Genomic DNA, 25256 nt, shown 5'->3' with positions numbered 1-25256 from the left:
ATATCTGAGATCTGTGCCACACTTACTGCGCCACAAATGTTTTGACCACTCACTCTTGCGGGATTTAATCCTGTGAGTGCATGGATGATAAGGAGAACATAATGAAAGTCGTGCACATGTTAAGTGGTTTAGCGGTTGCGGTTGCACTGTCTGCCTGTGCTCAAAAAAGTGCGGATATCAAGACACCTGCGCCAAGCCCGAACCCCTCTGAGGCTACACAACCTGTAATTCAGCAACCTAACGTTTCCGGTACCGCCTGGATCCGCCAGAAAGTGGCCTTGCCACCGGATGCGGTGCTGACGGTAACGCTGTCGGATGCTTCTCTGGCAGATGCGCCTTCTAAGGTCATTTCACAGAAAGTCACGCGTACGGAAGGTAAACAGGCGCCGTTTAGCTTTGTGCTGCCGTATAACCCGGCAGATATTCAGCCAAACGCGCGGATCTTGTTGAGTGCGGCAGTAACCATCAACGATAAACTGGTGTTCATTACCGATACGGTGCAGCCAGTTATCAATAACGGTGGTACCAAAGCTGACCTGACGCTGGTGCCTGTGCAGCAAACTCCAGTGCCGGTGGCGACTGATGGTGGTGCGGCTACAACCGTGCCATCGACTTCACCGACTCAGGTGAACCCTTCGTCTGCCGTACCTGCCCCGACGCAAATCCCATAATGTCGGTTTCCCTCCTCCTCGCGGGGGAGGGATCAGTAATTCCAGCGATACTTCTGCATATCAATTCTCCCGCTACCTGATACCTGTACACCTTCCGACAGCAGCGCCTGGCGCTGACGCTGAAGGTCTGGGCCGGTCAGGGAAATATTCCCATGACGATTCACTACCCGATGCCACGGCAGGGTTGATCCTTCCGGTAAACGGCGCAAAACGCCACCAACCTGACGCGCCGCACGAGGCGAACCCGCCAGTCGCGCGACGTCACCGTAGGTCGTGACTGCACCTTCCGGGATGGCTGCAACGATTTGCCACACCCGGTGCGGAAATGAATCAATGGGTTCCATAGCGCTTTCCAGTTGGGAAAAGCACAGGATAAGCGACGCACTTCAGCTTGTGAAGGCGGAGATCACTCGGGCTGTTGGAAGGTAAACTCCAGGGCCAGGCCAATAACCTGCGACGTACTAGGGGCAAACTCATCGCGTTTGACCACCTGATTTTCGAGGAATTTAAGCTTTCTGGAGGCGGTATTGATAATCAATTTACCGCGCAATTCCGGCAGCACTTGGGTACTGATGGGATAGGTTACGCGCCCGGAAACCGCCACGGGCAGCCTGCGCAGCGGCACGTGGCCCACCACACCAAGCGAGGCGAACAGCACCGCAACTGGCGTGACAAACAGCAATGCATTGGGACTAACGCTGATAAAATCCAGCACCACATTGGGGCGTAAATAGTTTAGCCCTTGATGGGCAAGAGTCACTTCGTCGATAGCGGGCATTGGCAGCGTGAGTGTCAAAGGCAGTGAATTGATCATTGTCGACCCCTAAAAGAAGAAAGACGGATGTCCGATGGCATTAAAACAGTCTGGACACTCTCCCAGGTTTTGCTGAGAGCAAGTTCGCAATATGGAAATCTTGTTCCTGCAGGACGGCCAGGAAAGGCACGGTCGAACAATAAACCATCATCCAGACCGCGGTGGGTTGCAATTGCCGGGCCGCACAGGGATAATGCGCCAGCGCGTTAGGAATAACGCTCTCAATGGGGGCTCTGTTGGTTCTCCCGCAACGCTACTCTGTTCACCAGGTCAGATCCGGAAGGAAGCAGCCAGGGCAGACGACGTGTGTGCCGGGATGTAGCTGGCAGGGCCCCCACCCAATTCTGGGTAACACGCTGATTCCCCCCCTTCTTTTTTATTTTTTTCACGCCTTTCAGACAATGCCATCGTTCGCCAGTGTTGGCTATGTACTCTATGCAATACCAAGATAAACAACAGCCCTGACGAGAGGACTAAATAAAGAATATTCTTGCTTATTGAGGGATGTTATTTATATGACTGGTCGCTTCATTTTTCGGATTTTTCTCGGGATTTGTGCAAAATGAAAGCGTTTTTGTTTAAATTTAAATTTAATGCTGTTTCTTTAGTTTAATTAATTTCATAGGGATGTAATACCATAGTCTTCGCTCTATAATTATTCTGTAATTTTTTATTTGGTAGTGCTAATTTTGATGTTAAAGAGGAATGGAATATGGTGATTTGCCCACCAAAACGTCCCTATGATGCAATTGACACTTTAATCAAAGCTCTGACGCCTTTAGGCGAAAAAATACATATTGTTGCACGAAAAAGAATTGCCTGGGGGACGCGTGAGAAATCTTATGTTTATTTGGTCATACAAGGGGAAGTCTCAGTATTAAGGATATCTGATGGTCTTCTTTTGGGGACAACAAGCGAGCCTCATGTCCTCGGTTTTACAGAAATGTTTTGCCCTATCCGCAGTAATCTTATCCGAGCAGAAACCAACAGTATTCTGATCCGTGTCGACGCAGCGTTGGTGGTTCCTGAGATTGAGCGATTACATCTGTGGCGGGCGGTTGCAGAGCTGGCAACGTACCACACTACGTACATGGTGTATCGCGATATGCAGCTCGTAAACCAACGTACTCCGCCCGTTATCTACCAGTATTTGCAAGAAATGGATCAGCTGCCAGAGGAGAGAAAATATCAAATCAATATTCTCAACTATATTCAAGAGCGTAGCGGCTTGTCGCGTAGCAGCATTCTGAATGTTGTCTCAACGTTAAAAAAACATAAATATATTGACTACGAGAGAGGGGGCTATCAGCTCAAAGTCAATAACTTGCCAGTCTGATGTTTTAACCACTGTCTAATTTCTCTTTCACGTGTGATAGTCAACAGCGATATTAGATTCAACCTTTTTCGTGTGAGTTATATTGCGCAACGATGAACCGTCGTTGCGCAATATAACTAACGGAAGTGTTTACCTGTTTAATTCTGCTCCAACACAAATAAAAATTTACCAATCGAATGTTATTAGCCTGCGTTTACAGTCTATTTCTGTTTCTTTGCCCGACCTGGCCATACGTCCACGCAGTTACCGGCAATCAGCGTCAGATTGAGCTGTTCTGACAAATGGCGGTCTTCTTCCGTCCAGGAGTCCAGCGGCTGCCTACCACCCCAGATTGTTATCGCGTGTGGCGCATCCGGCCGGTAGTTAAACTCACCCAGTTCCAGCGTCTTTCCGTTTTCGAGTTCCACCACCACCGTTTCACCTTCAACCTGATGCAACGCTCCGGTGCTATCGGTCACAAAAATCTTCATGTTTAACCTCATCTCAACTTTTTTTTCAGTGTATCGCATTCCGATGCATCCCGGATAAACGCGCTATCAACCTCTAAATTTTAGTGTTACTGCGTGGTATTTGAAGCAAGAATAAACAGCTTGTCACGTCATTGAAATAATACTGTCATCTGGCTGTCATATATTAGGCAGACAATTATTATGGGTAGTTGATTATTTCAAATATATGAAAAAAGTATTACTGGATTGCCTAAAGATGTTCGTGTATTAATTATGTTAATTTATTGCACGGTAAGTTTGACCATGACCACTGCGGTTTTGAATGTTAAAATTGAAAACGATTTAAAAGAGCAATTACGTCATTATGCGGAAGTCCATAACGAGACCCTAAGCGCAGCAACCCAACGTCTGCTGCAGCTGGCGCTGGAAACGGCATCAGAGGTGGGAGTATCCGAAGGCGAGGTAGACAGTCAGCATACCGAAGAAGAATCATCCCCTCTTACTCCTAAAGAAATCAAAGCGATACGCAAAATTCTGAGGAAGAGAAAATGAAACAACAACTTTCAACAGCCGCTAACTACGGCGAAGCCTGTGAAATGCTCCGCTCCGGGTATGCTAAGCATGTCCGCCTGAACTGGAATGTCGGCAGCGATGAGTTCTTTCGCATTGCATCCGACTGGTGCGACACCGGTGCAAAAATTAAAAAAGACGGTGACAGCTTTATTATCTCAGTCAAAGGCTTCCCGATCCCGCGCCAGCATTAATATACCCGTCATACTGAAACCTAAGAACAGGATAATTTTCGGCGATAATAAAGACATAATAATCTCATATCTCACGGATGATATATTGGACGAGCGAATAGTCGCTTTTAGCTCGTCACTATTTTAGTAGATTATTTTTCTTGTTCGTAAATTATTCTGCTGACCGTTCAGAGAATTCCAGACGGGTTGCAAGGTTTTGAAGGCGATTCTCAGCGTTTCATCGTTCAGCGTAAACGGCAACCGCAGCCAGCGGTCGAACGCCCCGGCCAGTCCAAATCGCGTTCCCGTTCCCAAATGAATCCCCACACTTTCGGCCCGGGCGGCGAACAGCGTCGAGAGCATATCCGGTAATTCCACCCAGAATGACAACCCACCTTCCGGCTGCGTATAGCGCCACTGAGGGAAATATTCCGCCATTAACGCGCTGCACATATCCCGACGGGCGGCGAGCATCTGTCGTCTTTGCGGCAGCAGGCGGTCGGCATTTTCCAGCAGCCAGCCGGTGGCAAGCTGTTCCAGCAACGGCGAGCCTAAATCCAGCGTATCCCGCGCCTGTACCAGCGAAGAAAGCGTGCGCGATGAGGCGCGGATCCACCCGAGTCGCAAACCGCCCCAAAAACTTTTGCCTGTAGAACCCAGCGTTATCACCGGCGCATCGGTGTTGAATGCAGCCAGAGGCGGTGGCGGTGGGGCGTTGTACCAGAGATCGACCATGGTTTCGTCAATCACCAGCGTGGTGCGGGTGCGCGCTGAAAGATCGGCGATGCGCTGGCGAGTCGGGCCGTCCATACAACGTCCGGTCGGGTTATGAAAGTCAGGCATCAGATACGCCAGACGCGGTGACGTTTGCGCGAATGTGGCGGTGAGACCGTCTACGTCCCAGCCTTCTGCGGGCAGTGACACACCAACCGGGCGGCAGGACGCACCCTGGATCGCTGCAATCGCCAGCGGATAAGTTGGGTTGTCGACCACCACCCGATCGCCAGGGCCAGTCAACAGCCGCAGAATCAAGGCCAGCCCGCTCACCGCCCCGTTCACAATCATAATTTCGTCAGCGCGCGTTGGCAAACCGCGGGCGCAATAGTGTTGCGCAATGGTTTCACGCAGCGCCGGTAAACCCTGCTGATCGTAACCGGTGCTGGCTAAATGCTGTGGTAAAAGAGACAGCGCGTGATGATAAGCCTGATGAATTTCTGGCCCGGCGTTGAGTGCGGCAATGGATAAGTCCAGTGCCTGCACGGTATTCATTCGGGTCGGAACCTGAGGCAGTTGCGCCGGCAGGATCACCCGGGAACCGCTTCCATGACGGCTGACTACGTAGCCTTCATCACGCAGTTGGGCCAGTGCGCTGGCTACCGTGGTGCGACTCACGCCGAGCGCGCTCGACAGCTCGCGCTCGCCCGGCAAACGGCTGTCGAGCGCCAGGCGACCGTCAAGAATTAACAGCCGCAGCGCCTCGGCCAGCTGACGCCAGAGTGGGGTGCGGGACGGGGTTTCCTGCCAGTGGCCCAGCAGGCTCACCAGCGACTGACTACCGGAACGACGAAGAGACATAGCAGTCCACTTTTACAAAACTGGTCATTAATAATAAGTCCATTTTTAACGATGATGCGTTTTTCAGCAACTCATATAGAGGTCGTTATGCTGCGTCGTTTGCTGCAACTGTACGTTGGGCTATGCCTGTATGGTGTTTCCACCGGGATGTTTGTGCAGGCCAATTTGGGCGCTGATCCCTGGGATGTGTTTCATCTTGGGGTAGGGAAAGTCTTCTCACTGGATATCGGCACGGTGATGATCCTCACCGGGGCGTTGGTATTGTTGCTGTGGATCCCCATCCGCCAGCGCCCGGGACTCGGAACTATCAGTAATGTGATTGTGCTCGGCCTGGCAGCGAATGCCACGATTGCTGTGATTCCCACGCCGGATGCACTGTGGCTACAAAGTGGGATGATGATCATCGCGGTGATATTGAACGCGCTGGCGACCGGGATGTACATCGGTGCCGGTTTTGGCCCCGGGCCGCGCGATGGCCTGATGACGGGGATCCACGCCCGCACCGGCTGGTCGATTCGAGGGATCCGCACCACGATTGAAGTCACGGTGCTGGTTATCGGTTATTTTCTGGGCGGCAGCGTTGGGATCGGCACGTTGGTTTATGCGCTGGCGATTGGCCCGTTAATCCAGCTCTGTTTACCGTGGTTCCGCACACAATCTGTGGCGCGGCCGGTGCTGAGAAAAGAGAAAATACTGAGCTAATTTACGAAGCGCTCACAGTCGGCGATAAAATTATCCGTTACACTGACAGCATTGCTTCCCGGATGTCGGATATATGAAAACCACCACTCTTTACGATGTTGCCCGTGTGGCGGGCGTCTCCTATCAGACCGTTTCCCGTGTGATAAATCAGGCGGCGCACGTCTCGGCGCGCACGCGTGAAAACGTCGAGTGCGCAATGGCGGAACTCAACTACGTTCCCAACCGTGGCGCGCAGCTTCTGGCGGGAAAACGCCAGCCGACGCTGGGGCTTATCAGCGCCGATCTGGCATTGCATGCGCCGTCGCAAATCGCATCAGCGGTGAAACAGCGAGCGGATGAGCAAGGCTACGCGGTGCTGATTTCGATGGTCACGGATAATGCGGAAATCTGCTGCCGGGAGGCGGTGCAAGAACTGCTGGCACAGCGCGTTGATGGCCTGATGATTAACGTCCCGCTGGAAGATGACGTTGCGCAGCGGCTACGGGAGCTGGCCGCACCGCTGCCGGTGCTATTTCTTGATGTCAGTGAACAGGCAGCGGTGAACAGCCTCGTGTTCAGTCCTTCGCAGGGGGCGCAGCTTGGTGTGGCACATCTGCTTGAACAGGGGCATTCACGTATTGCGCTGCTGGCAGGGCCTGCAACATCCGTCTCGGCACGGGCGCGCCTGGCGGGCTGGCAGCAGTCGCTTGCAGCGGCAGGGCTGACGCCATGCGCGGTAGCCAGCGGAGACTGGAGCGCGCAGTCGGGGTATGAAAAAGCTCACGGTTTATTGGCGAGCGTGACTAAACCTGACGCGGTACTGGTGGCGAACGATCAGATGGCGCTCGGGTTGATGCGGGCCTGTGCTGAAAAGGGCATTGCGGTGCCGGGGCAGCTGTCGGTCGTCGGCTATGATGACACCACTGACAGCGCTTGGTTTACGCCGCCGTTGACCACCATTCGTCAGGCGTTTCGCGAAGCGGGCGAGCAGGGAGTTGACTGGCTGACGGGCGAATGCGAGGCAGGCGTCATCAGCCAGACCCGGTTGCCGGTCACGCTGGTGGTGCGTGGATCAACCGCGCCGGCTCAGCAGGAACCGCAGGAGGATTTAGCCCATCGCTTACACCAACTGGCGGCGCTGGCGAACAAATTGGGCTTGCCATGATCGCTTTGTGATCGTGCTCGCTTCTTGTCGACAGGATCCTTTACCCTTCTTTCCGATCGGTGCATGCTGATTAAAATTGTGAGCGCTTCGCAAAGAGGTTTATCTGATGATATCTGCACCTACCACCCTGGCTCTGCAACTGGTTCGTCGTGACTGGGAAAACCCCGGCGTCACCCAATGGCATCGTTTAGCGGCCCACGCGCCGATGCATAGCTGGCGCGATCCCCTTGCGGCGCAGCAAGACGCGGCTTCAGCTTCGCTAAAATCCCTCAACGGCGAGTGGCGTTTTAGCTTCTTTAACGCTCCTGACGCGGTGCCGGATGTCTGGCTTGAAGGTGATTTGCCCGACGCTGTCGCCACGCCGGTGCCGTCGAACTGGCAGATGCAGGGTTTTGATACGCCGATTTATACCAATGTCACCTATCCCATTCCGGTCACACCGCCGCAGGTGCCTGCCGACAACCCGACCGGCTGCTATTCGCGCGACGTTGATGTCCCGGAAAGCTGGCTGCAAAAAGGGCAGACGCGAATTGTGTTCGACGGTGTGAACTCTGCGTTTCATTTGTGGTGCAACGGCGTGTGGGTCGGTTATTCCCAGGACAGTCGCCTGCCTGCGGAATTTGACCTTAGCGAGGTGCTGGTGGCCGGACATAATCGGCTGGCGGTGATGGTGCTGCGCTGGTGCGACGGCAGCTATCTGGAAGATCAGGATATGTGGCGGATGAGCGGCATTTTCCGCGACGTCTCGCTGCTGCATAAGCCCGCGACGCGCATTGCTGATTATTATCACGTCACAGATTTGAACGAGGATTTCAGCCGCGGCGTGCTCACGCTTAACGTGGCACTGGAAGGAGAGGCGTTTAACGAAACCGACGTGGAAGCGGTGCTTTGGCGTGATGGTAAGGAAATCGGCCGCCAACGGCAAAAGCCAGGTAGCGATATTATCGATGAGCGCGGCAACTGGGCCGAACGGCTGGCGCTGGCCATTCCGGTTAATGAACCGGAATTGTGGAGTGCCGAGATCCCGAATCTTTATCGACTGACCATCACCCTGTTTAACGCCGACGGCCAGGCGCTGGAAACCGAAGCCTGCGATGTTGGCTTTCGTCGGGTAGCCATCGTTGATGGCCTGCTGACCCTCAACGGCAAACCGCTGCTTATCCGCGGCGTGAACCGCCACGAGCACCACCCACAAACCGGGCAAGCCGTGGATGAAACCACGATGCGGCAGGATATTTTGCTGATGAAGCAGAATAACTTTAACGCCGTGCGCTGCTCGCATTATCCCAACCATCCGCTGTGGTATCGGCTGTGCGACCGTTATGGCCTGTACGTGGTGGATGAGGCAAATATTGAGACCCACGGCATGGTGCCGATGAGTCGTCTGGCGGACGATCCAGGTTGGTTACCGGCGATGAGTGAGCGTGTGACGCGCATGGTGAGCCGCGATCGCAATCATCCGTCGATCGTTATCTGGTCGCTCGGCAATGAATCAGGACACGGCGCGAACCACGATGCGCTGTATCGCTGGCTGAAAACCACCGATCCGACGCGTCCGGTGCAGTACGAAGGCGGCGGGGCGAATAGCGCCGCGACGGATATCGTCTGTCCGATGTATGCGCGTGTTGATCAGGATCAGCCGTTTCCGGCGGTGCCGAAATGGTCGCTGAAAAAATGGATTGGCCTGCCGGGTGAAACGCGGCCGCTGATCCTCTGTGAATACGCCCACGCGATGGGCAATAGCTTTGGCGGCTTCGCCAAATACTGGCAGGCGTTCCGCGAATTCCCACGTTTGCAGGGCGGTTTCGTCTGGGACTGGGTCGATCAGGCGTTGTGTAAAACCGATCCCGATGGGCAGACATTTTGGGCTTACGGTGGAGATTTTGGCGACACGCCCAATGATCGCCAGTTCTGCATGAATGGCCTGGTTTTCCCGGATCGCACGCCGCATCCGGCGCTGTTTGAAGCCAAACGGGCGCAGCAGTTTGTCCAGTTCCGTCTCCATTCGCTTGTGCCGCTGTGTGTGGAAATCAGCAGCGAATACCTGTTCCGTCATAGCGATAACGAGCGTCTGTGCTGGTGGATTTCGCGCGACGGCGAACGTCTGATGGAAGGAGAGTGCGAGCTTAATCTGGCGCCGCAGAGCAGCCAGTTGCTTGAATTGTCGGACCTTACGCTGCACGCGGGCGAGGGCGAAATCTGGCTGAACGTTGAGGTGTGGCAGACCGAGGCCACCGCCTGGTCTGAGGCAAATCATCTTTGCGCCTGGGATCAGTGGCCGCTGCCCGCGCCGCTCGCCGTGCCTGCCCCGTATGTTGCGGGCCATGCACCGGAACTGGTCGTGAGTGAAAAATCCTTCACCGTCACCCACGGTAGCCAGCGTTGGGATTTTTGCCGGGAAAGTGGGCATCTGAGCCAGTGGTGGCGAGACGAGCAGCCAGGATTATTGACACCAGTGATGGACAACTTCACCCGCGCGGCGCTGGATAACGATATTGGCATCAGCGAAGCCACGCGCATCGATCCGAACGCCTGGGTTGAGCGCTGGAAGGCTGCCGGACTGTACGCCATGAATGCGCGACTGCTGCATTGTGAAGCCCGCCAGCAGGGCGATGACGTGGCGATTCACACGCGTCACGTTTGGGAGCATCAACAGAAAGCGCTGTTTATCTCGGATAAGCGCTGGCGCATCGACGACAACGGCGTGCTTCATGCGGAGATTGACGTCGCCGTGGCGACCGATATCCCTGAGCCTGCGCGTATCGGCCTGTGTTGCCAGCTGGCAGACATTGCGCCAGAGGCATCGTGGTTGGGGCTTGGACCGCATGAAAACTACCCGGACAGAAAGATCGCCGCGCGTCAAGGGCGTTGGACGTTGCCGCTTGAAAAGCTGCATACGCCGTATATTTTTCCCACGGAAAATGGCCTGCGCTGCGACACCCGCGAACTGCACTATGGCGATAACCTCTGGCAGGGCGCGTTCCATTTTGGCCTGAGCCGCTATGGTCAACAGCAGCTGCATGAGGTGAGCCATCAGCATTTACTGCGCGAAGAAGCGGGCTGCTGGCTGAACCTGGACGCGTTCCACATGGGCGTCGGCGGTGACGATTCATGGAGCCCGAGCGTATCGCCAGAATTCCTGCTGTCCTCGCGCCGCCTGCGTTATGCGTTCAGCTGGCGTCGCGACTAAACTTATCAACGCCGGATGCGGTCAGAAACGCTGGCCGCACCGTTCACTTCGGAGGTTATCTCATGAAGTATGTTGATGGTTTTGTCGTTGCCGTACCTGCGGACAAAAAGGAGGCATATATCGCGCTGGCGGCAAAGGCGGCACCGCTGTTTAAAGAGTTTGGTGCAACCCGCGTGGTGGAATGTTGGGCAGACGATGTGCCGGACGGCAAGCTGACCGATTTTCGCATGGCGGTAAAAGCCGACGACAATGAAGAAGTGGTTTTCAGCTGGATTGAGTACCCCTCAAAAGAGGTTCGGGATGCGGCCAACGCGAAGATGATGACCGATCCGCGGATGAAAGAGATGGGCGACAGTATGCCGTTTGATGGTAAACGGATGATTTACGGCGGCTTCGCCCCGATCCTCGATGAGTAAATAATGAATAATACGGCTGTGCGGTGTGCCGCCAGCCGTTTTATTCAGGATACTTTGGTGAACAGCTGACGTTTGTCGATCCGTTCGCCGTCGGTACGAAATACGCCGTTTCCGGTGTAATGCAACGTCTTCGGCCATTCAGGCTGCGGCTTCACGCGTGCGGCGATAACCTCCATGACGAAGAAATTGTAGCGATCCACCACCGCATCGTCATATACGCGGCACTCAAAATTTGCGTGACATTCAGCAATCGCCGGGGCCGTTACGTGTTCGCTTTTTTCCGCAGTCAGACCAAATTCCGCGAACTTGTCATACTGATCGCCATCGCAGTTGCCGATCCTGGCCACCGTGTCGGCGAGAGAAACATCTGGCAGATTGATGACGCATTCGCCGCTCTGGCGAATCATGTCGAAGCTGATATTGCCGCTGGAAATCATCAGCCCTACCAGGGACGGTGAAAACTCAAGAATGGTGTACCAGCCGAGGGTCATGATGTTGCTTTTCCCCTGCCAGTGACTGCTGATGAGCACCACCGGTCCGGGTTCAAGCCAGTGCCGAACGTCGTGCAACGGCCAAGGTTTCTTTTGCATACGGGCGCTCCTGGGGTAGGTTCAGGCATTAAGGATAGTTTATGCCCGCGTGAGGTTTTCTTGCGCCCAGGTAATGAATTCCGCCTTTGGCAGCGCTTTGCAGAACAGCCAGCCCTGACCAAACTGCACGCCGTGTTCCGCCAGCCAGCAGCGCTGACACTCGGTTTCTACGCCTTCAGCCACCATCGCCAGCTGCAATGATTTGGCCATTTCAATAATGTGCGGAGTGACGTTTTTAAACTCCAGCGCATCGACAAACGACTTATCAATTTTGATGATGTCGACGTCAAGATTTTGTAGATAGCTGAGGCTGGAATAGCCGGTGCCGAAATCATCGATATACAGCGCATATCCCGCCTGACGCAGCTGGCTCAGAGTGCTGGCGCTATTTTTCAAATCGATAAAGCTGCGCTCGGTTAGCTCTAACGCCACTTGTGACGGCGTTAAATTCCATTTGTTCAACTGCTGCGCGAGCTGGGCAGGTAACCGCGTGGTGATCAAATCTTGCGGATCGAGATTGATCGAGACGTGCTGGGTCGGATGCTGCTTCAGCCACGGACCCAAATCCTCAAATACTTTCTCGACGATAAGGCCAGTCAGGCGGGTAATTAGCCCGGTTTGTCCAGCCAGCGGAACGAAAATCTCCGGTGACAAAAATGTGCCGTCCGGCTGGCGCCAGCGGGCCAGTGCTTCTGCGCCAACGATGCGGCCCGAGCGTAAAGAGACAATCGGCTGATAATACACGTCGAGGCTGCGGGAGTTGATGGCGTCGAGCATACGGTGATAGGGCGATTGCAGATTACGCACCATGCGCAGAATCAGCAGCGACGCGAGCACACTGATTAACACGCCGAGCGGCAGCCAGAGCAGCAGCTGCTGGTACCATTTGTCAGTCAGCGGCGCGACGGGTGCCCAGACCATCTGTGACAACCCAATATCCGGGTAATCACGCAGATTGTACAGCATGCCGTGATGTTCAAAAGTATGCTCGCCAGTGCGGCGAGCTTGTTCCCAGAGCCGTAGGTCGAAAGGGGCGGTTTGGGCGACGATGCTGTGGCTCTGGCTGCCAATCAGTACGGTGTTGATGGTCCAGGCCGCAAACGGTACCACGTCAACAAAAGACGCCGGGTCGATCATCACCATATGGCGTCGGCTTGCCAGCGCGACCATGTAATGAGGGATGCCTAAATCGTTGTTGTCGGTCAGCCATACGCGATAGCCGTCCGGCGTCTGGTAGTTCGTGGACGGAAACTGCATTTCGCTGCTGTGGCTTTCCAGCGATGAGCACTGAGGTTTCAGACCATTAAGCGCGATAATTTCCTGCACGTCGCGGTGGATGTAAGATGCGCGGCGTATGGCCTGCAGATGGGGTTCGCTACAGGTTTTGCCCTCAAATACGTCGACGTCTTTAAGGGCCGATTTGCTCTGTTCCACCACCCGATGGACGCGAAAAATGACGCGTTCGCCATAGTTATTCAGGTCACGAGTAAAGTCTTTTTCTGCCTGATAATGCGCGAACCACACGCTGAGCGTGACCGGCAACAGGACCGAGAGGATCAGCACACCCACGACCAGAGCGATCGTTCTTTTACTTGTCATGGGCCTGTTTCCCTTCCAGCGCTGAATTCGTCATGTTCTGCCAATTATATGCAATGATGGGATTAACTGTCTTTTTTCAAAGGACTGATTTGGGAAGTGCAGATGAAAAAAAATGAGTTCGTCACGCAGGATCTGCTCAGCAAAATTTATCAGCTGGGTGATGCTGCCCCGCGCAAACTGCCGCCTGAGCGACAGCTGGCGGAAGAATATGGCGTGTCGCGCTTTACGGTGCGTCAGGCACTGGAAAAGCTGGCGAGTATTGGCGTCGTCAGAATTGTGCAGGGATCGGGATGCTGGATTAACGAACAGGCGAGAAATAATCCGCTGGTGTACAACTCGATTACCGAAAAGCGTTTCGACCAGATGCGTTATCGGATGATAAGTCTGCATAAAAAACGCCCGAATCGCGAGGAGCAACAGATATTCGGGCTAACGGATGATGATTTTATCTGGCAGTTTTGTCGTCTGCGCTATGTGGACGACAGCCCAGTGCAAATCGAGGTGTCGCGCATGCCCTCGACGGCGTTCGCTGACCTCAATCAGCAGGTTATCGAACGATCGTTACAGCAATATGTTCTGGAAAAGGGCTATCAGATTTCGCACATGCTCACGACGTATCGGGCGGTAAACGTTAGTCGGGAACAGGCAGAATTATTGGGCTGCAAAAAGGGCAGCCCGGCGATGCTAATCAATAACCGTGGCATTCTGGCGGGTGGGCAGGTCTACGCCGTCAGCGACATTATCGACATCAACTATACCTGCACCTACGTAATCCCACATAACCGGGATAACCTCGCATTCCGCCAGCAACCAGGGTGATTACGGTGTGTGCAGCGAGCCGTCTGGCAGGCGGCTTTGGGTCCATTCATGCGGGCGGTAAACCACTGGATGCGCGAGAGCCAGCGCTTCGTTGAAATCGACGCCAATGCCGGTGGCCTGTGGCGGATAAATGTAGCCATCTTTGACTTCCGGTGCACCGGGGAATACCGCGTCGGTGGTGGCAGAACGCGGAATGTATTCCTGAATCGCGGCGTTGTGCAGATGAATATTCAGATGCGTGTTCACCGCCACGCCAATCGGCGTCATGTCGCCAGGGCCATGCCAGGCCAGACGCACGCCAAAGGCCTGACACAGCACCGCCAGCTTCAGCGCCGGGGTGATACCGCCAATCTGAGAGACGTGGCAGCGAATAAAGTCAATCTGCCGATTCACAATTATGTCGTGCCATTCCGCAGGGTTGTTGAACAGCTCGCCCAACGCCAGTGGAACGCTGCTCTGCTGGCGAATTTGGGCCAGCCACGGGGTTTGCTGCGGGGGCAAAATGTCTTCAATAAAGAACGGCTGGTAAGGTTCCAGCTGTTTGGCTAACTGCACCGCCTGCTGCGGGAACAAACGTTCGTGGACGTCATGCAGAATATGGAAACGGTGGCCGTAGCGTTCGCGCAGGGCGCGGAACATTTCCACCGTATTGCGCATGTACTGGTCCTGATCGAACCATGCGCCGGACGATGGGTTTTCCGGTGCATGCAATTCCGTCGGGGTGCCGCCATAAAAGCCGAGCTGGCAGCGGATATGGCGATAACCTTTTTCCAGTAGCCCGTCGACGGCGACGTACAGCTCTGCCAGCGTTTCACCGCTGGCGTGCGAATAGGCGGCGATCGCATCCCGAGATTTTCCGCCCAGTAGCTGATACAGCGGCATATTCGCCAGCCGCGCTTTGATATCCCACAGCGCCATATCGACCCCGGCCATGGCGTTGTTCATCGCCGGGCCGTTACGCCAGTAGGCGTTGACGTTCATCATCTGCCAGAGATCTTCGATATTATTGGCGTCGCGGCCAATCAGCAGCGGGCGCAGATATTCTTCGACCAGCGTTTTGACCGCCAGCGGGCGCTGCTGAAATGTGGCGCAGCCGAGGCCAATAACGCCTTTGTCAGTGGTAACACGCACCGTCACCAGATTATGGCGGTCGGGGCGGGTGATGAAGCAGTCGATAGCGGTAATAAGCGTCGGTTGCACGGAAAAAAGCTCCCTGTCTGAGACGAAAAAAGAACACGATTGATGATTTATCTTCGCCCTATTTTCAGGGGTAGGTAAACCTTTTTCTGGAATAAATATTTTGGTCTGGAATAGAGGGTTTATTGAATTAAAAACCAGACCAATTGCACTCGAAAACGACATTGATGGCTAATTAGATTGAGGAGTGTGAGGGCCTTCAAGTTTTATTGGTTTGTTTTACGCGGTGGGCTTGATTACCATCCGGATAACCAAAACACGTACACTTCGCAGGAGTCACTATGGGGACGCGAGACGCCATCACCCGGATTATTCAGCTGGTCGGTGGGCAAGATAATATCAATAAAGTCTGGCACTGCATGACCCGCTTACGCTTTGATTTAATTGATGATAGCAAAATCGAACAGAGCGAAATTCAGAAGTTGCCCGGCGTGCTGGGTGCGCAATTACAAAGCGATCAGTTCCAGATAATCATCGGCCCGAAAGTGAATGGCTGGTATGAGCAATTGCAGGAAACGCTGGGCCAGGGTGATGCGCCAGTCGCGTCGGATGCGAAAGGACGTAAAAGCCTGATATCGCTGTTTATGGATACCGTCTCCGGGGTGTTTGGTCCGATTGTACCGGCGATTGCCGGGGCCGGGATGATCAAAGGTTTGCTGGCTGGATTGATCGCACTGAAAGTGGTGTCGCCGAAAAGTGAAACGGTAATGGTCATCGACCTTATCGCCAGCGGCGTGTTCTATTTCCTGCCGTTTTTCCTGGCGGTTTCCGCAGCGAAAATATTTAAAACTAATGAATACCTCGCGGCTGCGGTGGCGGCCTGCCTGATGTATCCGACCTTAATCGACGCGGCGAAAGCGCTGGCGACGCACCAGCCGGATGCGGCTTCCGCGCTGTGGCTGATGAACGCGATCCCGGTGTCGGTGTTTAACTATTCCTCAAGCGTTATACCGGTGATTTTCTCGGTACTGGCGCTGAAATACATCCATAAATGGGTCGACAGCATCATGCCGGAGGTGCTGAAAACCGTGTTCACGCCAACGCTGACGCTGTTCATCGGCGCGCTGGCGGCACTGGTGGTGATCGGTCCGATTGGCATCTGGCTGGGTAAAGGGCTGGCGCTGTTTATTGAAGGCCTGTTCAGTGTATCGGCGAGCTTCGCCGGGCTGGTGGTGGGCGCAATCCGGCCGGTGGCAATCCTCACCGGGATGCATCACGCAATGACGCCGATTGCCCTGCAAAACTTCAGCGATCGCGGCTACGACATGCTGATGCCGATGATGTTTATGGCCAATATGGCGATTGCCGGCGCGACATTTGCTATCTGGCGTTTGAGTAAGGACCGTCAGGACCGTACGGTGACGCTGTCGGCGGCGGTTTCCGCGCTGCTCGGCATTACCGAACCGGCGCTGTTTGGCGTGCTGACGCGCTATAAAAAGGCTTTTATTGCCGCAACGATTGCCAGTTCAGTGGCCTCGGCGTTTATCGCGTTTTTCGGTGTGCGTCTGTACGGCTACATTTTGTCGAGCATTTTCAGTTTACCGGCCTATATCGGCCCGTATTTTGTCTTTGCGTTTTCGGGTGTGGTGATTGCGCTGGTGCTGTCGTTTACGCTGACCACGTTGCTGGTGGGCCAGGAACAAAAGAACGTCCGCTGACGCTACGAATGTAGGTCCGGTCAAAGGAAAGGGCGACATGTTCGACTTTTTTGTTGCCTACAGAAAAACCCTTCTCCTGGCATGGTTGATATTCATTCTCGGTCGGTGTAATTTATTGTTATGTTATACCATAACAATTGAGGTTAATTATGAGAGCCGATATCCATCCACACTACCGTACCGTGGTGTTCCACGACACCAGCGCCAACGAATACTTCAAAGTCGGGTCGACCATTAAAACCGACAGGGAAATCGAACTGGACGGGGAAACTTTCCCGTACATCAACCTTGAAGTGTCGTCTAAGTCGCATCCGTTCTATACCGGGAAGCAAAAAACCTTCTCGAATGAAGGCAGCATGGCGCGTTTCCGTCAGCGTTTTGGCGGCTTTCTTGATGCGAAAAGAGGCTAAAAATGCAGGTTCTGAATTCACTTAAAAGCGCGAAACAGCGCCACCCGAATTGTCAGATTGTAAGACGCAAAGGGCGGCTGTACGTCATTTGCAAAACAAACCCCCGCTTTAAAGCTGTGCAGGGGCGTAAGAAAAGACGTTAACCTTTTGGCTGTCGCCAACTTTCCAGGGAAGTCCTCTGTTTGCCGTCGGCAGTAAAATTGTCGGCGGCAAGCCATTTCCGCATTGCCCCATCTACCTCAGGCCATTCCTGGTCGATAATAGAAAACCAGTCGGTGTCACGATTGTGCCCTTTGATAACCAAAGCCTGACGGAAATGCCCTTCATACTGGAAGCCCATGCGTAGCGCGGCGCGGCGCGACGGTTCATTCAGACTGTTACATTTCCACTCGTAGCGGCGATAGCCGAGAGTGTCGAACGCGTAACGCATCAGCAGCCATTGCGCTTCGGTGGACATCGGCGTGCGGCTCAGAAGAGGTGAAAAATGCACATGGCCCACTTCAACGACGCCATTTTTACTGTCGATGCGCATCAGCGCCAGCGTGCCAACTGGCTGCCCGCTCTGCTTATCGATGACGGCGAAGTGAATCGGGTCCTGTAAGGTCACCACACTTTGCACCCACGCGCGGTAGCTTTCCACGTCGGTGTCCGGCTCGCGCAGCAGCCATGTCCAGGCGCGGGTATCTTCCGCCAGCTGATAGGCGGCAAACAGTGCCTCGGCATGTTCTGCCCGTAAAGGTTCGAGGCGGCACAGACGGCCTTCCAGCGTTTCACGACCCGGATGCGGGCGCGGCTGCCAGTCCGGAAGCGCTTCTCCAACCGGCTGACCAAACTCATTATTCTGACTCATACTGACTCCTTTTTGGACGCGTTTATGCAGAATAGGGCGCTGATGGTTCCCTGGAAAGAGCCACTGGCGTATCTTCTTGTGGTACCACGAGGAGAGCCGATGAATATTCCTGATGATGCATTTTATGGGCTGTTGGCGAAGGCCGTGCAGTTGCGCGACGGCGAAACGCTGCAGCGGACGATTTACCATGCGTTGCGCAATGCCATTCTGAACGGGCAACTGCAGCCACAGAGCCGTCTGCCCGGCTCGCGCGCCATTGCCCAGCAGCTGCAACTTTCGCGTAATACCATTAACGCCGCGCTGGATCAGCTGGCGACGGAAGGCTATTTGCTGCGTGATCGACAGGGCTCTCAGGTGGCGAGGCTGCCACATTCCCCGGCGAATGAAACGACCCCGTCCTCGGTAATTAGCCTGCCAACGCATCTGGCGCAGCTGCCCTTGGCTACGCGTCGGGATTCACCGGTGCTGGCGTTTACACCGGGCACACCTGCGGTGAACTATTTCCCGTTGCCACTTTGGCGTCGTCTGCTCGACCGCGTATGGCGTGATGAAGGCAGCACACTATTGGGCTACGGTGATTCCGCTGGCGAATGGTCGCTGCGGGTGGCGATTGCCCGGCATCTGGCGCTGTCACGCGGGATTGACTGTGATGCAAGCCAGGTGGTGATTACCGAAGGCGCACGTGAAGGGCTGAATTTGTGCACCCAGCTGCTGAGTGAAAGAGGCCAGCCGGTGTGGTTTGAGGACCCCGGTTACTTTGGCGCACGCAGCGCGTTTATTTCCGCCGGATTGCCGATTCATGGCCTGCCGGTGGATGAAGAAGGGATGTGCTTTACCTCGGCGGCATTGCCCACGCCGCGATTCATTTTCACCTCGCCTTCGCACCAGTATCCGCTCGGAAATCTGATGAGCGCCACGCGACGTCTGGCATGGCTGGAGTTCGCCCGGCAGCACGACGCGTGGATTATTGAAGATGATTACGACAGTGAGTTTCGCTACAGCGGCGAGCCGATTCCGGCGATGCTCGGGATGGTGCCGAATGCGCCAGTGGTGTATCTCGGGACTTTCAGCAAAACCCTGTTTCCGTCGCTGCGTATCGGATTTGTGGTGATGCCCAAAGCGCTGGCAAAATCGGTGCAGCCTGCGATTGATTCGTTGTTACGCGGTGGGCATCGCGCCGAGCAGCGAACGTTGGCCCATTTCATTGAGGAAGGGCACTACGCGCGCCACCTGGCGTCGATGCGTCGTTTATACCGTAAGCGTCAGGCGCAGCTACGGGCGTCCATTCAGCAGGAGCTGACGTTTCCACACCAGATTTCTGCCGGGGAAGGGGGAATGCACCTGACGGTGAAAATCGCCGGGATTGATGACGGAAAGGTGGTGGATTTAGCGCGCCAGTTCCAGCTGGCCCCGGCGGCGCTGAGTCGTTTTTATCTTGATCCGACTCAGGGTGAAACCGGGCTTGTGCTGGGGTACGGCAATACGTCGGCTTCACGATTTACGGCCGGTATCCGTACCCTGAATCAGCTTATCGCACAGACTCGGCGCGCGTCAGAGTGAAGATGTCGTAGAACGACAGTTCGCCTTTAGTGGCGATCATTTTCTTCAGCTGGCTTTTCTGCGGCTCTGCCACGCGCGGCGACTGCATGATGCTGTCGATTAGCGCTTCGGGTACGAAACGGGTGTTGTACCATTCGCCGTTGTAGCAGACGCGGAAATCGAGCACGTCGATATCTTCGTAACGGTAGCGCGGGGCCACGTCAAAAAAGAAAAATCCATTCATCACGATGAACAGCACCACCAAAAGCCATTGAGAATCCGCCAGCGTTTCCGAACGGTACATCACAATCCAGGTGGCGAGGAAACCGAGATACATGGCGATAAACAGCCCTGGGAAGCGGCGGATAAAGCTGGTGCTGAAGCGCGGACGGTTGTCACGCTTCTCGGTGCTGTTCAGCTCGTTGATGGTGCGGGTGAGCAGTTGTTGGATTTCGGACATCTGCGCCTTCTGTTATGCCTGAATCGGGGATGCCCTATTTTATGTTGCGTTAATTCAGGCGGAAAGTAACAGTTCAGTGACAGAAAAGCATAACAGTCAGGCGAGCATTTTAATTATCTTCGCCGGATTGCCACCCACTACCGCATTGGCCGGAACATCTTTTACCACCACGGCACCGGATGCAATCACCGCGTTATCACCGATAGTGACCCCAGGATTAATGATGGCCCTTCCGCCAATCCAGACGCTGTTGCCAATCGTTACCGGTTTTCCGTATTCCGCACCGCTATTACGCTCGTCGGCATCCAGCGGGTGGGTGGCGGTATAAATATGTACGCCGGGGGCAAGCATACAGTTATCGCCAATCTGAATCGGACAGACGTCCAGCATCACGCAGTCGAAATTAGCGTAAAAATTATGGCCGAGGAAAATGTTGTAACCGTAATCGCAGCGGAAGGTGGGCTCAATATACGCGTCTTCAGCCCGCCCGAGCAGTTCACCGAGTAAGCGGGAACGTAGCGCTTTCTCCTCAGGCGAGGAGTGGTTGTATTGATGTAGAGCGTTTCTGGCGCGTAAACGGTCGGCACGGAGGGTGGCATCACCCGGACGATACAGCTCTCCGGCGATCATTTTACGTTTTTCTTCACTCATGTGATTCTCCTTTTAATCAGAGAGTCACAGTATAGGCTGTCGCGCCAATGGGGAACGTTCCCTGGCTCGGCGTGTGACTTTTATCACATTGTAATCTGTACCGTTGTCAGTAAAGAAAGTAAGAGGAAGGGGGAAGCATAAGCTGTGTTAATTAACGTATAAATTTCCACACTGATGATGGGATTTTATCATAGAGCTTATTCATTGTGAGTTCTGCGAGACGATGATCTGCTGCTGAGTAAAAAACAGCCAATTCATTATCTGAGAGTTCATATTTATTCTTTTCAATAACGCGTTCTAATGTATCAAGCGTCTGACAACGTCGCAGTCGCATCAAATAATCAGTTTTTGTTAAAGGTTGATCTGACATAACTTCACCTTTTTGATTGTAATAATTTTAACAAGAAAGACTTACAGGGTTCGTCCGGCTAAGATTGACAAAGCAACGGAAGAGTCTGTTTCCAGACTTCCGCCATTTCTGCAGGTCATCTGCATTAATGCCGTAGTTACTGAACAACATAAAGGTATCGTCCAGATATTCATCAATTTGCGCGATCAATTTATTGTCTTCGTTATACTTAATTTTGTAATTAAGTGCGAAGGTTGCAATATGCTCGATCAGTTCATTGAGTTGAAGATTCAGCGCCGACGTAGGGTCATTAACCCAGCCAGCTCGGTTTTCTTCAAGGTTAGCGAGACAGTCATGATACAGCGTTTCACAGAGAAATTTAAGCTGTGCGAGATCATGTCTTTTTGGCGAGTACTCGTCCATAACGCATCCCCTTATGATTAATCAACAAACACCGTGTGGGATGGATACTACTGTCTGACCCGGAACATACGCTGTGAACCTGATAGTGTAACTATAATCTACTCTGAAAAAGATTTCACCGCGCTATTACGAAAAATTACAATTACCGTTATTTAGCGCGTCATCATCCACATTTCACGACATTTCTAATACCTATGACGTAAGGCTGTAATCGGAAGAGAGGCATGGACGCGCTTATTTTTCATTAGCTTATGCTTAATGAAAACCCGTTTTAGCAAATAGCCATTTAGTGCAAGGCAATCAAACTGAGAGTAATCTTAAGTGATCGTCTCAAGGCCAGGCGGAATTTACGCATATTGCCTGCGGAAAATATCCATATTATTAAGATTATATCCCTGATGATTGTTGTCGATAAATAAACTATTGCGCAATACGTGCGATTCATCTTATGAGACAAAAAAAAGAAGGGCCGCAGAAGCGGCCCTTTTTCATTACAGAAAACGGTAATTAATGACGTTCTACCGGATGACTATGTTCAACATCTTCGTTCTTTTTACTGAAACGGCGGCGAACCACCACGAAGAACACTGGAACAAAGAAGATAGCCAGAACAGTCGCGGTGACCATCCCACCCATTACGCCAGTACCTACGGCGTTCTGTGCACCGGAACCTGCACCAGTACTGATAACCAGCGGCATTACCCCGAGGATAAACGCCAGGGAGGTCATCAGAATCGGACGCAGACGCATACGGACCGCTTCGAGCGTCGATTCAATCAGGCCTTTACCTTCTTTCTCCATCAGGTCTTTGGCGAATTCCACGATAAGAATCGCGTTCTTCGCCGACAAGCCAATGGTTGTCAGCAGGCCTACCTGGAAGTACACGTCGTTGGTCAAGCCGCGGAAGGTGGCGGCTAACAGTGCGCCTATAACCCCGAGTGGTACCACCAGCATGACCGAGAACGGAATCGACCAACTCTCGTACAATGCTGCCAGACACAAGAACACGACAATCAGTGAGATTGCGTACAGGGCAGGAGCCTGGTTACCAGACAGACGTTCCTGATAAGACATCCCGGTCCAGTCGTAACCCACGCCGGTCGGTAATTTGCCCGCCAACTGTTCCATCAACAACATGGCTTCACCGGTACTTTTACCCGGTGCTGCCTGGCCGAGGATTTCCATAGACGGCAGACCGTTATAGCGTTCCAGACGCGGCGAACCGTATTCCCAACGCGAGGTAGAGAAGGCGGAGAACGGTACCATTTGTCCATTGCTTCCACGCACGTACCAGTTGCCAATATCGTTCGGCAGCATACGGTATGGCGCTTCTGACATCAGGTACACCTTCTTAACGCGGCCACGGTCAACGAAGTCGTTCACGTAGCTCCCGCCCCAGGCGGCTCCAAGCGTGGTGTTGATGTCGCTAATGGACACGCCCAACGCCTGTGCTTTTTCCTGATCGATATCGATTTTGAACTGCGGCGTATCTTCCAGTCCGTTCGGACGTACACCGACCAGAACATCAGGATGTTTGGCCACTTCACCGAACAGCTGATTACGTGCCTGAGTCAGTTTTTCGTGGCCCAAGCCGGCCTGGTCAATCAACTGGAAGTCAAAGCCGGTTGCCGTACCCAGTTCAACAATTGCAGGCAGGTTAAAGGCGAACACCATCGCATCTTTAATCTGCGAGAAACGACCCATTGCTCGTCCGGTAATCGCTTCAACTTTGTTTTCTGCGCCTGGACGTTCACTCCAGTCCTTCAGAGAAACGAACGCGATACCGGTATTCTGGCCACGACCGGCGAAGCCGAAGCCGTTAACCGCAAACACGGACTCAACGTTATCTTTCTCTTTGTTGAGGTAGTAATCCGTCACCTCATCAAGGACTTTCTGCGTACGTTCCTGTGTCGCACCTGCAGGCAGCTGCGCCATGGTCAGGAATACGCCCTGGTCTTCATCCGGTAAGAAGGAGCTTGGCAGACGAACGAACAGATAGGCCATGCCCACCACGATGATGATGTAGAGCAGCAAGTAACGACCAGTGCTGCGCAGAATGTTGCCTACGCTGTCGGTGTAATGATGCGTGCTCTTATCGAACATGCGGTTAAACCAGCCGAAGAATCCTTTATGCTCGCCGTGGCCACCTTTCTGAATTGGTTTCAGCATGGTGGCACACAGGGCAGGAGTCAGAATCAAGGCCACGAGAACCGACAGTGCCATCGCCGAGACGATGGTGATGGAGAACTGACGATAAATCGCACCGGTTGAACCACCGAAGAATGCCATTGGTATAAATACCGCGGACAGTACCATCGCGATACCCACCAACGCACCCTGGATTTGGCCCATGGATTTGCGGGTGGCTTCTTTTGGTGGTAGCCCTTCCTCGGCCATAACACGTTCGACGTTCTCAACCACCACGATGGCGTCATCCACCAACAAGCCAATGGCGAGTACCATCCCGAACATCGTCAGGGTATTTATCGAGTAACCGAAGATGGACAGTACCGCAAATGTCCCGAGCAATACGACCGGCACGGCGATGGTTGGAATCAGTGTTGCTCGGAAGTTCTGCAGGAACAGATACATCACGAGGAACACGAGAATGATCGCTTCAACCAGCGTTTTCACCACTTCATGAATGGAGATTTTCACGAATGGGGTGGTGTCGTACGGATAAACGATTTTCAGACCTGATGGGAAGAACGGTTCCATGCGTTTCAGTTCTGCACGGATAGCCTCGGCGGTGTTCAGCGCGTTAGCACCAGTCGCCAGCTTGATCCCCAGACCTGATGCAGGTTGTCCGTTAAACTTCGCGATAACGTCGTAGTTTTCGCCACCGAGTTCGATTTTCGCTACATCACGCAGACGAACCTGCGAACCATCCGAATTCACTTTCAGCAGAATTTTACCGAACTCATCCGTATTGGTCAGACGTGTCTGCGCAATGATTGACGCGTTCAGTTGCTGGCCTTTCACTGGCGGGGTACCGCCTAACTGACCGGCTGCAACCTGGGCGTTCTGGGCTTTCAGAGCCGCGATCACGTCAACCGGCGTCAACTGGAAGTTGTTCAGTTTGTTCGGGTCCATCCAGATACGCATTGCGTACTGGGAACCGAATAGCTGAACATCACCGACGCCGGAAGTACGGCTGATCGGATCCTTCATGTTGGCCGCAACGTAGTCGGAGATATCGTCCTGGGTCATGGTACCGTTGGTGTTGATAACACCGACAACCATCAGGAAGCTACTTGACGCTTTTTCAACGCTCACACCTTGCTGCTGAACTTCCTGCGGCAGAAGTGGCATCGCCAGCTGCAGTTTGTTCTGCACCTGAACCTGGGCGATATCCGGATCGGTACCGGATTCAAACGTCAGTGTAATGGTCGCTGTACCCGTGGAGTCACCGTTTGAAGACATATACATCAGGTGATCGATACCGTTCATGTTCTGTTCGATAACCTGGGTCACGGTGTTCTGCACGGTTTCAGCATCCGCTCCGGGATACATCGCCGTGATGGCAATTGCCGGTGGCGCAATCGTTGGATATTGCGCTATCGGCAATTTGAGGATCGCAAGTCCCCCAGCCAGCATGATAATAATGGCGATCACCCATGCGAAAATGGGGCGATCGATAAAGAAATTAGGCATGTCTTAACGTCTCCTGT

The 25256-nt window shown here is 53.7% G+C and carries 26 protein-coding genes and 1 other RNA gene; 14 read left to right on the top strand and 13 right to left on the bottom strand.

Annotated features, from left to right (window positions below):
• Window positions 1–101 precede the first annotated feature (101 nt).
• Window positions 102–671, top strand: coding sequence for a YbaY family lipoprotein (locus MUU46_RS05500; RefSeq protein WP_159752422.1), 570 nt, complete (start codon window positions 102–104; stop codon window positions 669–671).
• A gap of 32 nt (window positions 672–703) precedes the next feature.
• Here the strand turns inward: MUU46_RS05500 and MUU46_RS05495 are convergent, their stop codons facing one another.
• Window positions 704–1015 (bottom strand): MGMT family protein, encoded by a 312-nt coding sequence (locus tag MUU46_RS05495; protein WP_159752424.1) that lies wholly within the window; start codon window positions 1013–1015, stop codon window positions 704–706.
• A 62-nt stretch (window positions 1016–1077) separates the two neighbouring features.
• Window positions 1078–1485, bottom strand: a complete 408-nt coding sequence (locus MUU46_RS05490) for a dTDP-glucose pyrophosphorylase (RefSeq protein ID WP_159752426.1) — start codon at window positions 1483–1485, stop codon at window positions 1078–1080.
• A gap of 234 nt (window positions 1486–1719) precedes the next feature.
• Here MUU46_RS05490 and ffs point away from each other — a divergent pair.
• Together ffs and MUU46_RS05480 are read left to right on the top strand one after the other, a co-directional pair.
• Window positions 1720–1816: signal recognition particle sRNA small type (gene ffs / locus MUU46_RS05485), an RNA gene on the top strand.
• 381 nt (window positions 1817–2197) lie between these two features.
• Window positions 2198–2821 carry a helix-turn-helix domain-containing protein gene (locus tag MUU46_RS05480; RefSeq protein WP_258965028.1) on the top strand — a complete coding sequence of 208 codons (624 nt, stop codon included), beginning with the start codon at window positions 2198–2200 and terminating at the stop codon, window positions 2819–2821.
• Between the two features lie 200 nt (window positions 2822–3021).
• On the opposite strand, the gene MUU46_RS05475 is transcribed toward MUU46_RS05480, so the two are convergent.
• A complete protein-coding gene (locus tag MUU46_RS05475; RefSeq protein WP_159752430.1) occupies window positions 3022–3291 on the bottom strand; it encodes a DM13 domain-containing protein in 270 nt (89 codons plus the stop codon).
• A 282-nt stretch (window positions 3292–3573) separates the two neighbouring features.
• On the opposite strand from MUU46_RS05475, the gene MUU46_RS05470 reads away from it, so the two are divergent.
• A complete protein-coding gene (locus tag MUU46_RS05470) occupies window positions 3574–3822 on the top strand; it encodes a hypothetical protein (RefSeq protein ID WP_159752432.1) in 249 nt (82 codons plus the stop codon).
• Entirely contained in the window at window positions 3819–4034 is a 216-nt protein-coding gene (locus MUU46_RS05465) for a hypothetical protein (RefSeq protein WP_159752434.1), read from the top strand. The genes MUU46_RS05470 and MUU46_RS05465 overlap by 4 nt, the downstream gene beginning before the upstream one ends.
• A 123-nt stretch (window positions 4035–4157) precedes the next feature.
• Here the strand turns inward: MUU46_RS05465 and yczR are convergent, their stop codons facing one another.
• Entirely contained in the window at window positions 4158–5588 is a 1431-nt protein-coding gene (yczR, locus tag MUU46_RS05460; protein ID WP_258965027.1) for a MocR-like transcription factor YczR, read from the bottom strand.
• Between the two features lie 87 nt (window positions 5589–5675).
• Between yczR and yczE the strand changes: the two genes are divergently transcribed.
• The 4 genes from yczE to MUU46_RS05440 all read left to right on the top strand — a co-directional run bounded on the left by yczE (window position 5676) and on the right by MUU46_RS05440 (window position 11040).
• Window positions 5676–6290, top strand: coding sequence for a membrane protein YczE (yczE, locus tag MUU46_RS05455; protein WP_159752438.1), 615 nt, complete (start codon window positions 5676–5678; stop codon window positions 6288–6290).
• Window positions 6291–6363: 73 nt separating this feature from the next.
• On the top strand, window positions 6364–7434 hold the full coding sequence (locus tag MUU46_RS05450) for a LacI family DNA-binding transcriptional regulator (protein WP_258965026.1): 1071 nt from the start codon (window positions 6364–6366) through the stop codon (window positions 7432–7434).
• 106 nt (window positions 7435–7540) lie between these two features.
• Entirely contained in the window at window positions 7541–10624 is a 3084-nt protein-coding gene (locus MUU46_RS05445; protein ID WP_258965025.1) for a beta-galactosidase, read from the top strand.
• Between the two features lie 62 nt (window positions 10625–10686).
• Entirely contained in the window at window positions 10687–11040 is a 354-nt protein-coding gene (locus tag MUU46_RS05440) for a DUF1428 domain-containing protein (protein ID WP_258965024.1), read from the top strand.
• Window positions 11041–11084: 44 nt separating this feature from the next.
• Here the strand turns inward: MUU46_RS05440 and MUU46_RS05435 are convergent, their stop codons facing one another.
• Together MUU46_RS05435 and pdeB are read right to left on the bottom strand one after the other, a co-directional pair.
• On the bottom strand, window positions 11085–11630 hold the full coding sequence (locus tag MUU46_RS05435) for a flavin reductase family protein (protein WP_159752444.1): 546 nt from the start codon (window positions 11628–11630) through the stop codon (window positions 11085–11087).
• A gap of 39 nt (window positions 11631–11669) precedes the next feature.
• Window positions 11670–13229 carry a cyclic di-3',5'-guanosine monophosphate phosphodiesterase PdeB gene (gene pdeB / locus MUU46_RS05430; protein ID WP_258965023.1) on the bottom strand — a complete coding sequence of 520 codons (1560 nt, stop codon included), beginning with the start codon at window positions 13227–13229 and terminating at the stop codon, window positions 11670–11672.
• Window positions 13230–13331: 102 nt separating this feature from the next.
• Here pdeB and MUU46_RS05425 point away from each other — a divergent pair, with 102 nt between their 5' ends.
• A complete protein-coding gene (locus MUU46_RS05425) occupies window positions 13332–14048 on the top strand; it encodes a GntR family transcriptional regulator (protein ID WP_159752448.1) in 717 nt (238 codons plus the stop codon).
• Here MUU46_RS05425 and MUU46_RS05420 read toward each other — a convergent pair whose 3' ends face one another.
• Window positions 14049–15248: an enolase C-terminal domain-like protein gene (locus tag MUU46_RS05420; RefSeq protein ID WP_258965022.1), complete on the bottom strand. Its 1200-nt coding sequence runs from the start codon at window positions 15246–15248 to the stop codon at window positions 14049–14051.
• Window positions 15249–15526: 278 nt separating this feature from the next.
• On the opposite strand from MUU46_RS05420, the gene MUU46_RS05415 reads away from it, so the two are divergent.
• From MUU46_RS05415 to ykgO, 3 genes are all read left to right on the top strand, one after another.
• Complete coding sequence (locus MUU46_RS05415; RefSeq protein WP_258965021.1) at window positions 15527–16903, top strand: PTS transporter subunit EIIC; 1377 nt, start codon at window positions 15527–15529, stop codon at window positions 16901–16903.
• Window positions 16904–17052: 149 nt separating this feature from the next.
• Window positions 17053–17313 carry a type B 50S ribosomal protein L31 gene (locus MUU46_RS05410; RefSeq protein ID WP_159752454.1) on the top strand — a complete coding sequence of 87 codons (261 nt, stop codon included), beginning with the start codon at window positions 17053–17055 and terminating at the stop codon, window positions 17311–17313.
• A 2-nt stretch (window positions 17314–17315) separates the two neighbouring features.
• Complete coding sequence (ykgO, locus tag MUU46_RS05405) at window positions 17316–17456, top strand: type B 50S ribosomal protein L36 (protein WP_159752456.1); 141 nt, start codon at window positions 17316–17318, stop codon at window positions 17454–17456.
• Here ykgO and MUU46_RS05400 read toward each other — a convergent pair.
• Window positions 17453–18163: a GNAT family N-acetyltransferase gene (locus tag MUU46_RS05400; protein WP_159752458.1), complete on the bottom strand. Its 711-nt coding sequence runs from the start codon at window positions 18161–18163 to the stop codon at window positions 17453–17455. The two genes, ykgO and MUU46_RS05400, sit on opposite strands and share 4 nt — an antisense overlap.
• 99 nt (window positions 18164–18262) lie before the next feature.
• Between MUU46_RS05400 and pdxR the strand changes: the two genes are divergently transcribed.
• Entirely contained in the window at window positions 18263–19723 is a 1461-nt protein-coding gene (pdxR, locus tag MUU46_RS05395; RefSeq protein ID WP_258965020.1) for a MocR-like pyridoxine biosynthesis transcription factor PdxR, read from the top strand.
• Here pdxR and MUU46_RS05390 read toward each other — a convergent pair.
• The 5 genes from MUU46_RS05390 to acrB form a co-directional block, all read right to left on the bottom strand.
• A complete protein-coding gene (locus MUU46_RS05390; protein WP_159752462.1) occupies window positions 19692–20162 on the bottom strand; it encodes a YlaC family protein in 471 nt (156 codons plus the stop codon). The genes pdxR and MUU46_RS05390 overlap by 32 nt on opposite strands.
• A 96-nt stretch (window positions 20163–20258) precedes the next feature.
• Entirely contained in the window at window positions 20259–20813 is a 555-nt protein-coding gene (gene maa / locus MUU46_RS05385) for a maltose O-acetyltransferase (RefSeq protein WP_159752464.1), read from the bottom strand.
• A gap of 151 nt (window positions 20814–20964) precedes the next feature.
• On the bottom strand, window positions 20965–21183 hold the full coding sequence (gene hha, locus MUU46_RS05380) for a hemolysin expression-modulating protein Hha (protein ID WP_125355557.1): 219 nt from the start codon (window positions 21181–21183) through the stop codon (window positions 20965–20967).
• Between the two features lie 27 nt (window positions 21184–21210).
• Complete coding sequence (gene tomB / locus MUU46_RS05375; protein WP_110511699.1) at window positions 21211–21585, bottom strand: Hha toxicity modulator TomB; 375 nt, start codon at window positions 21583–21585, stop codon at window positions 21211–21213.
• Window positions 21586–22092: 507 nt separating this feature from the next.
• Entirely contained in the window at window positions 22093–25239 is a 3147-nt protein-coding gene (gene acrB, locus MUU46_RS05370) for a multidrug efflux RND transporter permease subunit AcrB (RefSeq protein WP_159752466.1), read from the bottom strand.
• Between the last annotated feature and the right edge of the window lie 17 nt (window positions 25240–25256).

Source organism: Scandinavium tedordense (assembly GCF_024764965.1).
Classification (GTDB): domain Bacteria; phylum Pseudomonadota; class Gammaproteobacteria; order Enterobacterales; family Enterobacteriaceae; genus Scandinavium; species Scandinavium tedordense.
Note: the sequence above shows the minus strand (reverse complement) of the source record. Positions and strands in the feature narration are given on the sequence as shown.

Bases quoted from the DNA above. Each gene is read 5' to 3' on its own strand.
- MUU46_RS05500 (WP_159752422.1), top strand. From the start codon at position 102: ATGAAAGTCGTGCACATGTTAAGTGGTTTAGCGGTTGCGGTTGCACTG.
- MUU46_RS05495 (WP_159752424.1), bottom strand. From the start codon at position 1,015: ATGGAACCCATTGATTCATTTCCGCACCGGGTGTGGCAAATCGTTGCA.
- MUU46_RS05490 (WP_159752426.1), bottom strand. From the start codon at position 1,485: ATGATCAATTCACTGCCTTTGACACTCACGCTGCCAATGCCCGCTATC.
- MUU46_RS05480 (WP_258965028.1), top strand. From the start codon at position 2,198: ATGGTGATTTGCCCACCAAAACGTCCCTATGATGCAATTGACACTTTA.
- MUU46_RS05475 (WP_159752430.1), bottom strand. From the start codon at position 3,291: ATGAAGATTTTTGTGACCGATAGCACCGGAGCGTTGCATCAGGTTGAA.
- MUU46_RS05470 (WP_159752432.1), top strand. From the start codon at position 3,574: ATGACCACTGCGGTTTTGAATGTTAAAATTGAAAACGATTTAAAAGAG.
- MUU46_RS05465 (WP_159752434.1), top strand. From the start codon at position 3,819: ATGAAACAACAACTTTCAACAGCCGCTAACTACGGCGAAGCCTGTGAA.
- yczR (WP_258965027.1), bottom strand. From the start codon at position 5,588: ATGTCTCTTCGTCGTTCCGGTAGTCAGTCGCTGGTGAGCCTGCTGGGC.
- yczE (WP_159752438.1), top strand. From the start codon at position 5,676: ATGCTGCGTCGTTTGCTGCAACTGTACGTTGGGCTATGCCTGTATGGT.
- MUU46_RS05450 (WP_258965026.1), top strand. From the start codon at position 6,364: ATGAAAACCACCACTCTTTACGATGTTGCCCGTGTGGCGGGCGTCTCC.
- MUU46_RS05445 (WP_258965025.1), top strand. From the start codon at position 7,541: ATGATATCTGCACCTACCACCCTGGCTCTGCAACTGGTTCGTCGTGAC.
- MUU46_RS05440 (WP_258965024.1), top strand. From the start codon at position 10,687: ATGAAGTATGTTGATGGTTTTGTCGTTGCCGTACCTGCGGACAAAAAG.
- MUU46_RS05435 (WP_159752444.1), bottom strand. From the start codon at position 11,630: ATGCAAAAGAAACCTTGGCCGTTGCACGACGTTCGGCACTGGCTTGAA.
- pdeB (WP_258965023.1), bottom strand. From the start codon at position 13,229: ATGACAAGTAAAAGAACGATCGCTCTGGTCGTGGGTGTGCTGATCCTC.
- MUU46_RS05425 (WP_159752448.1), top strand. From the start codon at position 13,332: ATGAAAAAAAATGAGTTCGTCACGCAGGATCTGCTCAGCAAAATTTAT.
- MUU46_RS05415 (WP_258965021.1), top strand. From the start codon at position 15,527: ATGGGGACGCGAGACGCCATCACCCGGATTATTCAGCTGGTCGGTGGG.
- MUU46_RS05410 (WP_159752454.1), top strand. From the start codon at position 17,053: ATGAGAGCCGATATCCATCCACACTACCGTACCGTGGTGTTCCACGAC.
- ykgO (WP_159752456.1), top strand. From the start codon at position 17,316: ATGCAGGTTCTGAATTCACTTAAAAGCGCGAAACAGCGCCACCCGAAT.
- MUU46_RS05400 (WP_159752458.1), bottom strand. From the start codon at position 18,163: ATGAGTCAGAATAATGAGTTTGGTCAGCCGGTTGGAGAAGCGCTTCCG.
- pdxR (WP_258965020.1), top strand. From the start codon at position 18,263: ATGAATATTCCTGATGATGCATTTTATGGGCTGTTGGCGAAGGCCGTG.
- MUU46_RS05390 (WP_159752462.1), bottom strand. From the start codon at position 20,162: ATGTCCGAAATCCAACAACTGCTCACCCGCACCATCAACGAGCTGAAC.
- maa (WP_159752464.1), bottom strand. From the start codon at position 20,813: ATGAGTGAAGAAAAACGTAAAATGATCGCCGGAGAGCTGTATCGTCCG.
- hha (WP_125355557.1), bottom strand. From the start codon at position 21,183: ATGTCAGATCAACCTTTAACAAAAACTGATTATTTGATGCGACTGCGA.
- tomB (WP_110511699.1), bottom strand. From the start codon at position 21,585: ATGGACGAGTACTCGCCAAAAAGACATGATCTCGCACAGCTTAAATTT.
- acrB (WP_159752466.1), bottom strand. From the start codon at position 25,239: ATGCCTAATTTCTTTATCGATCGCCCCATTTTCGCATGGGTGATCGCC.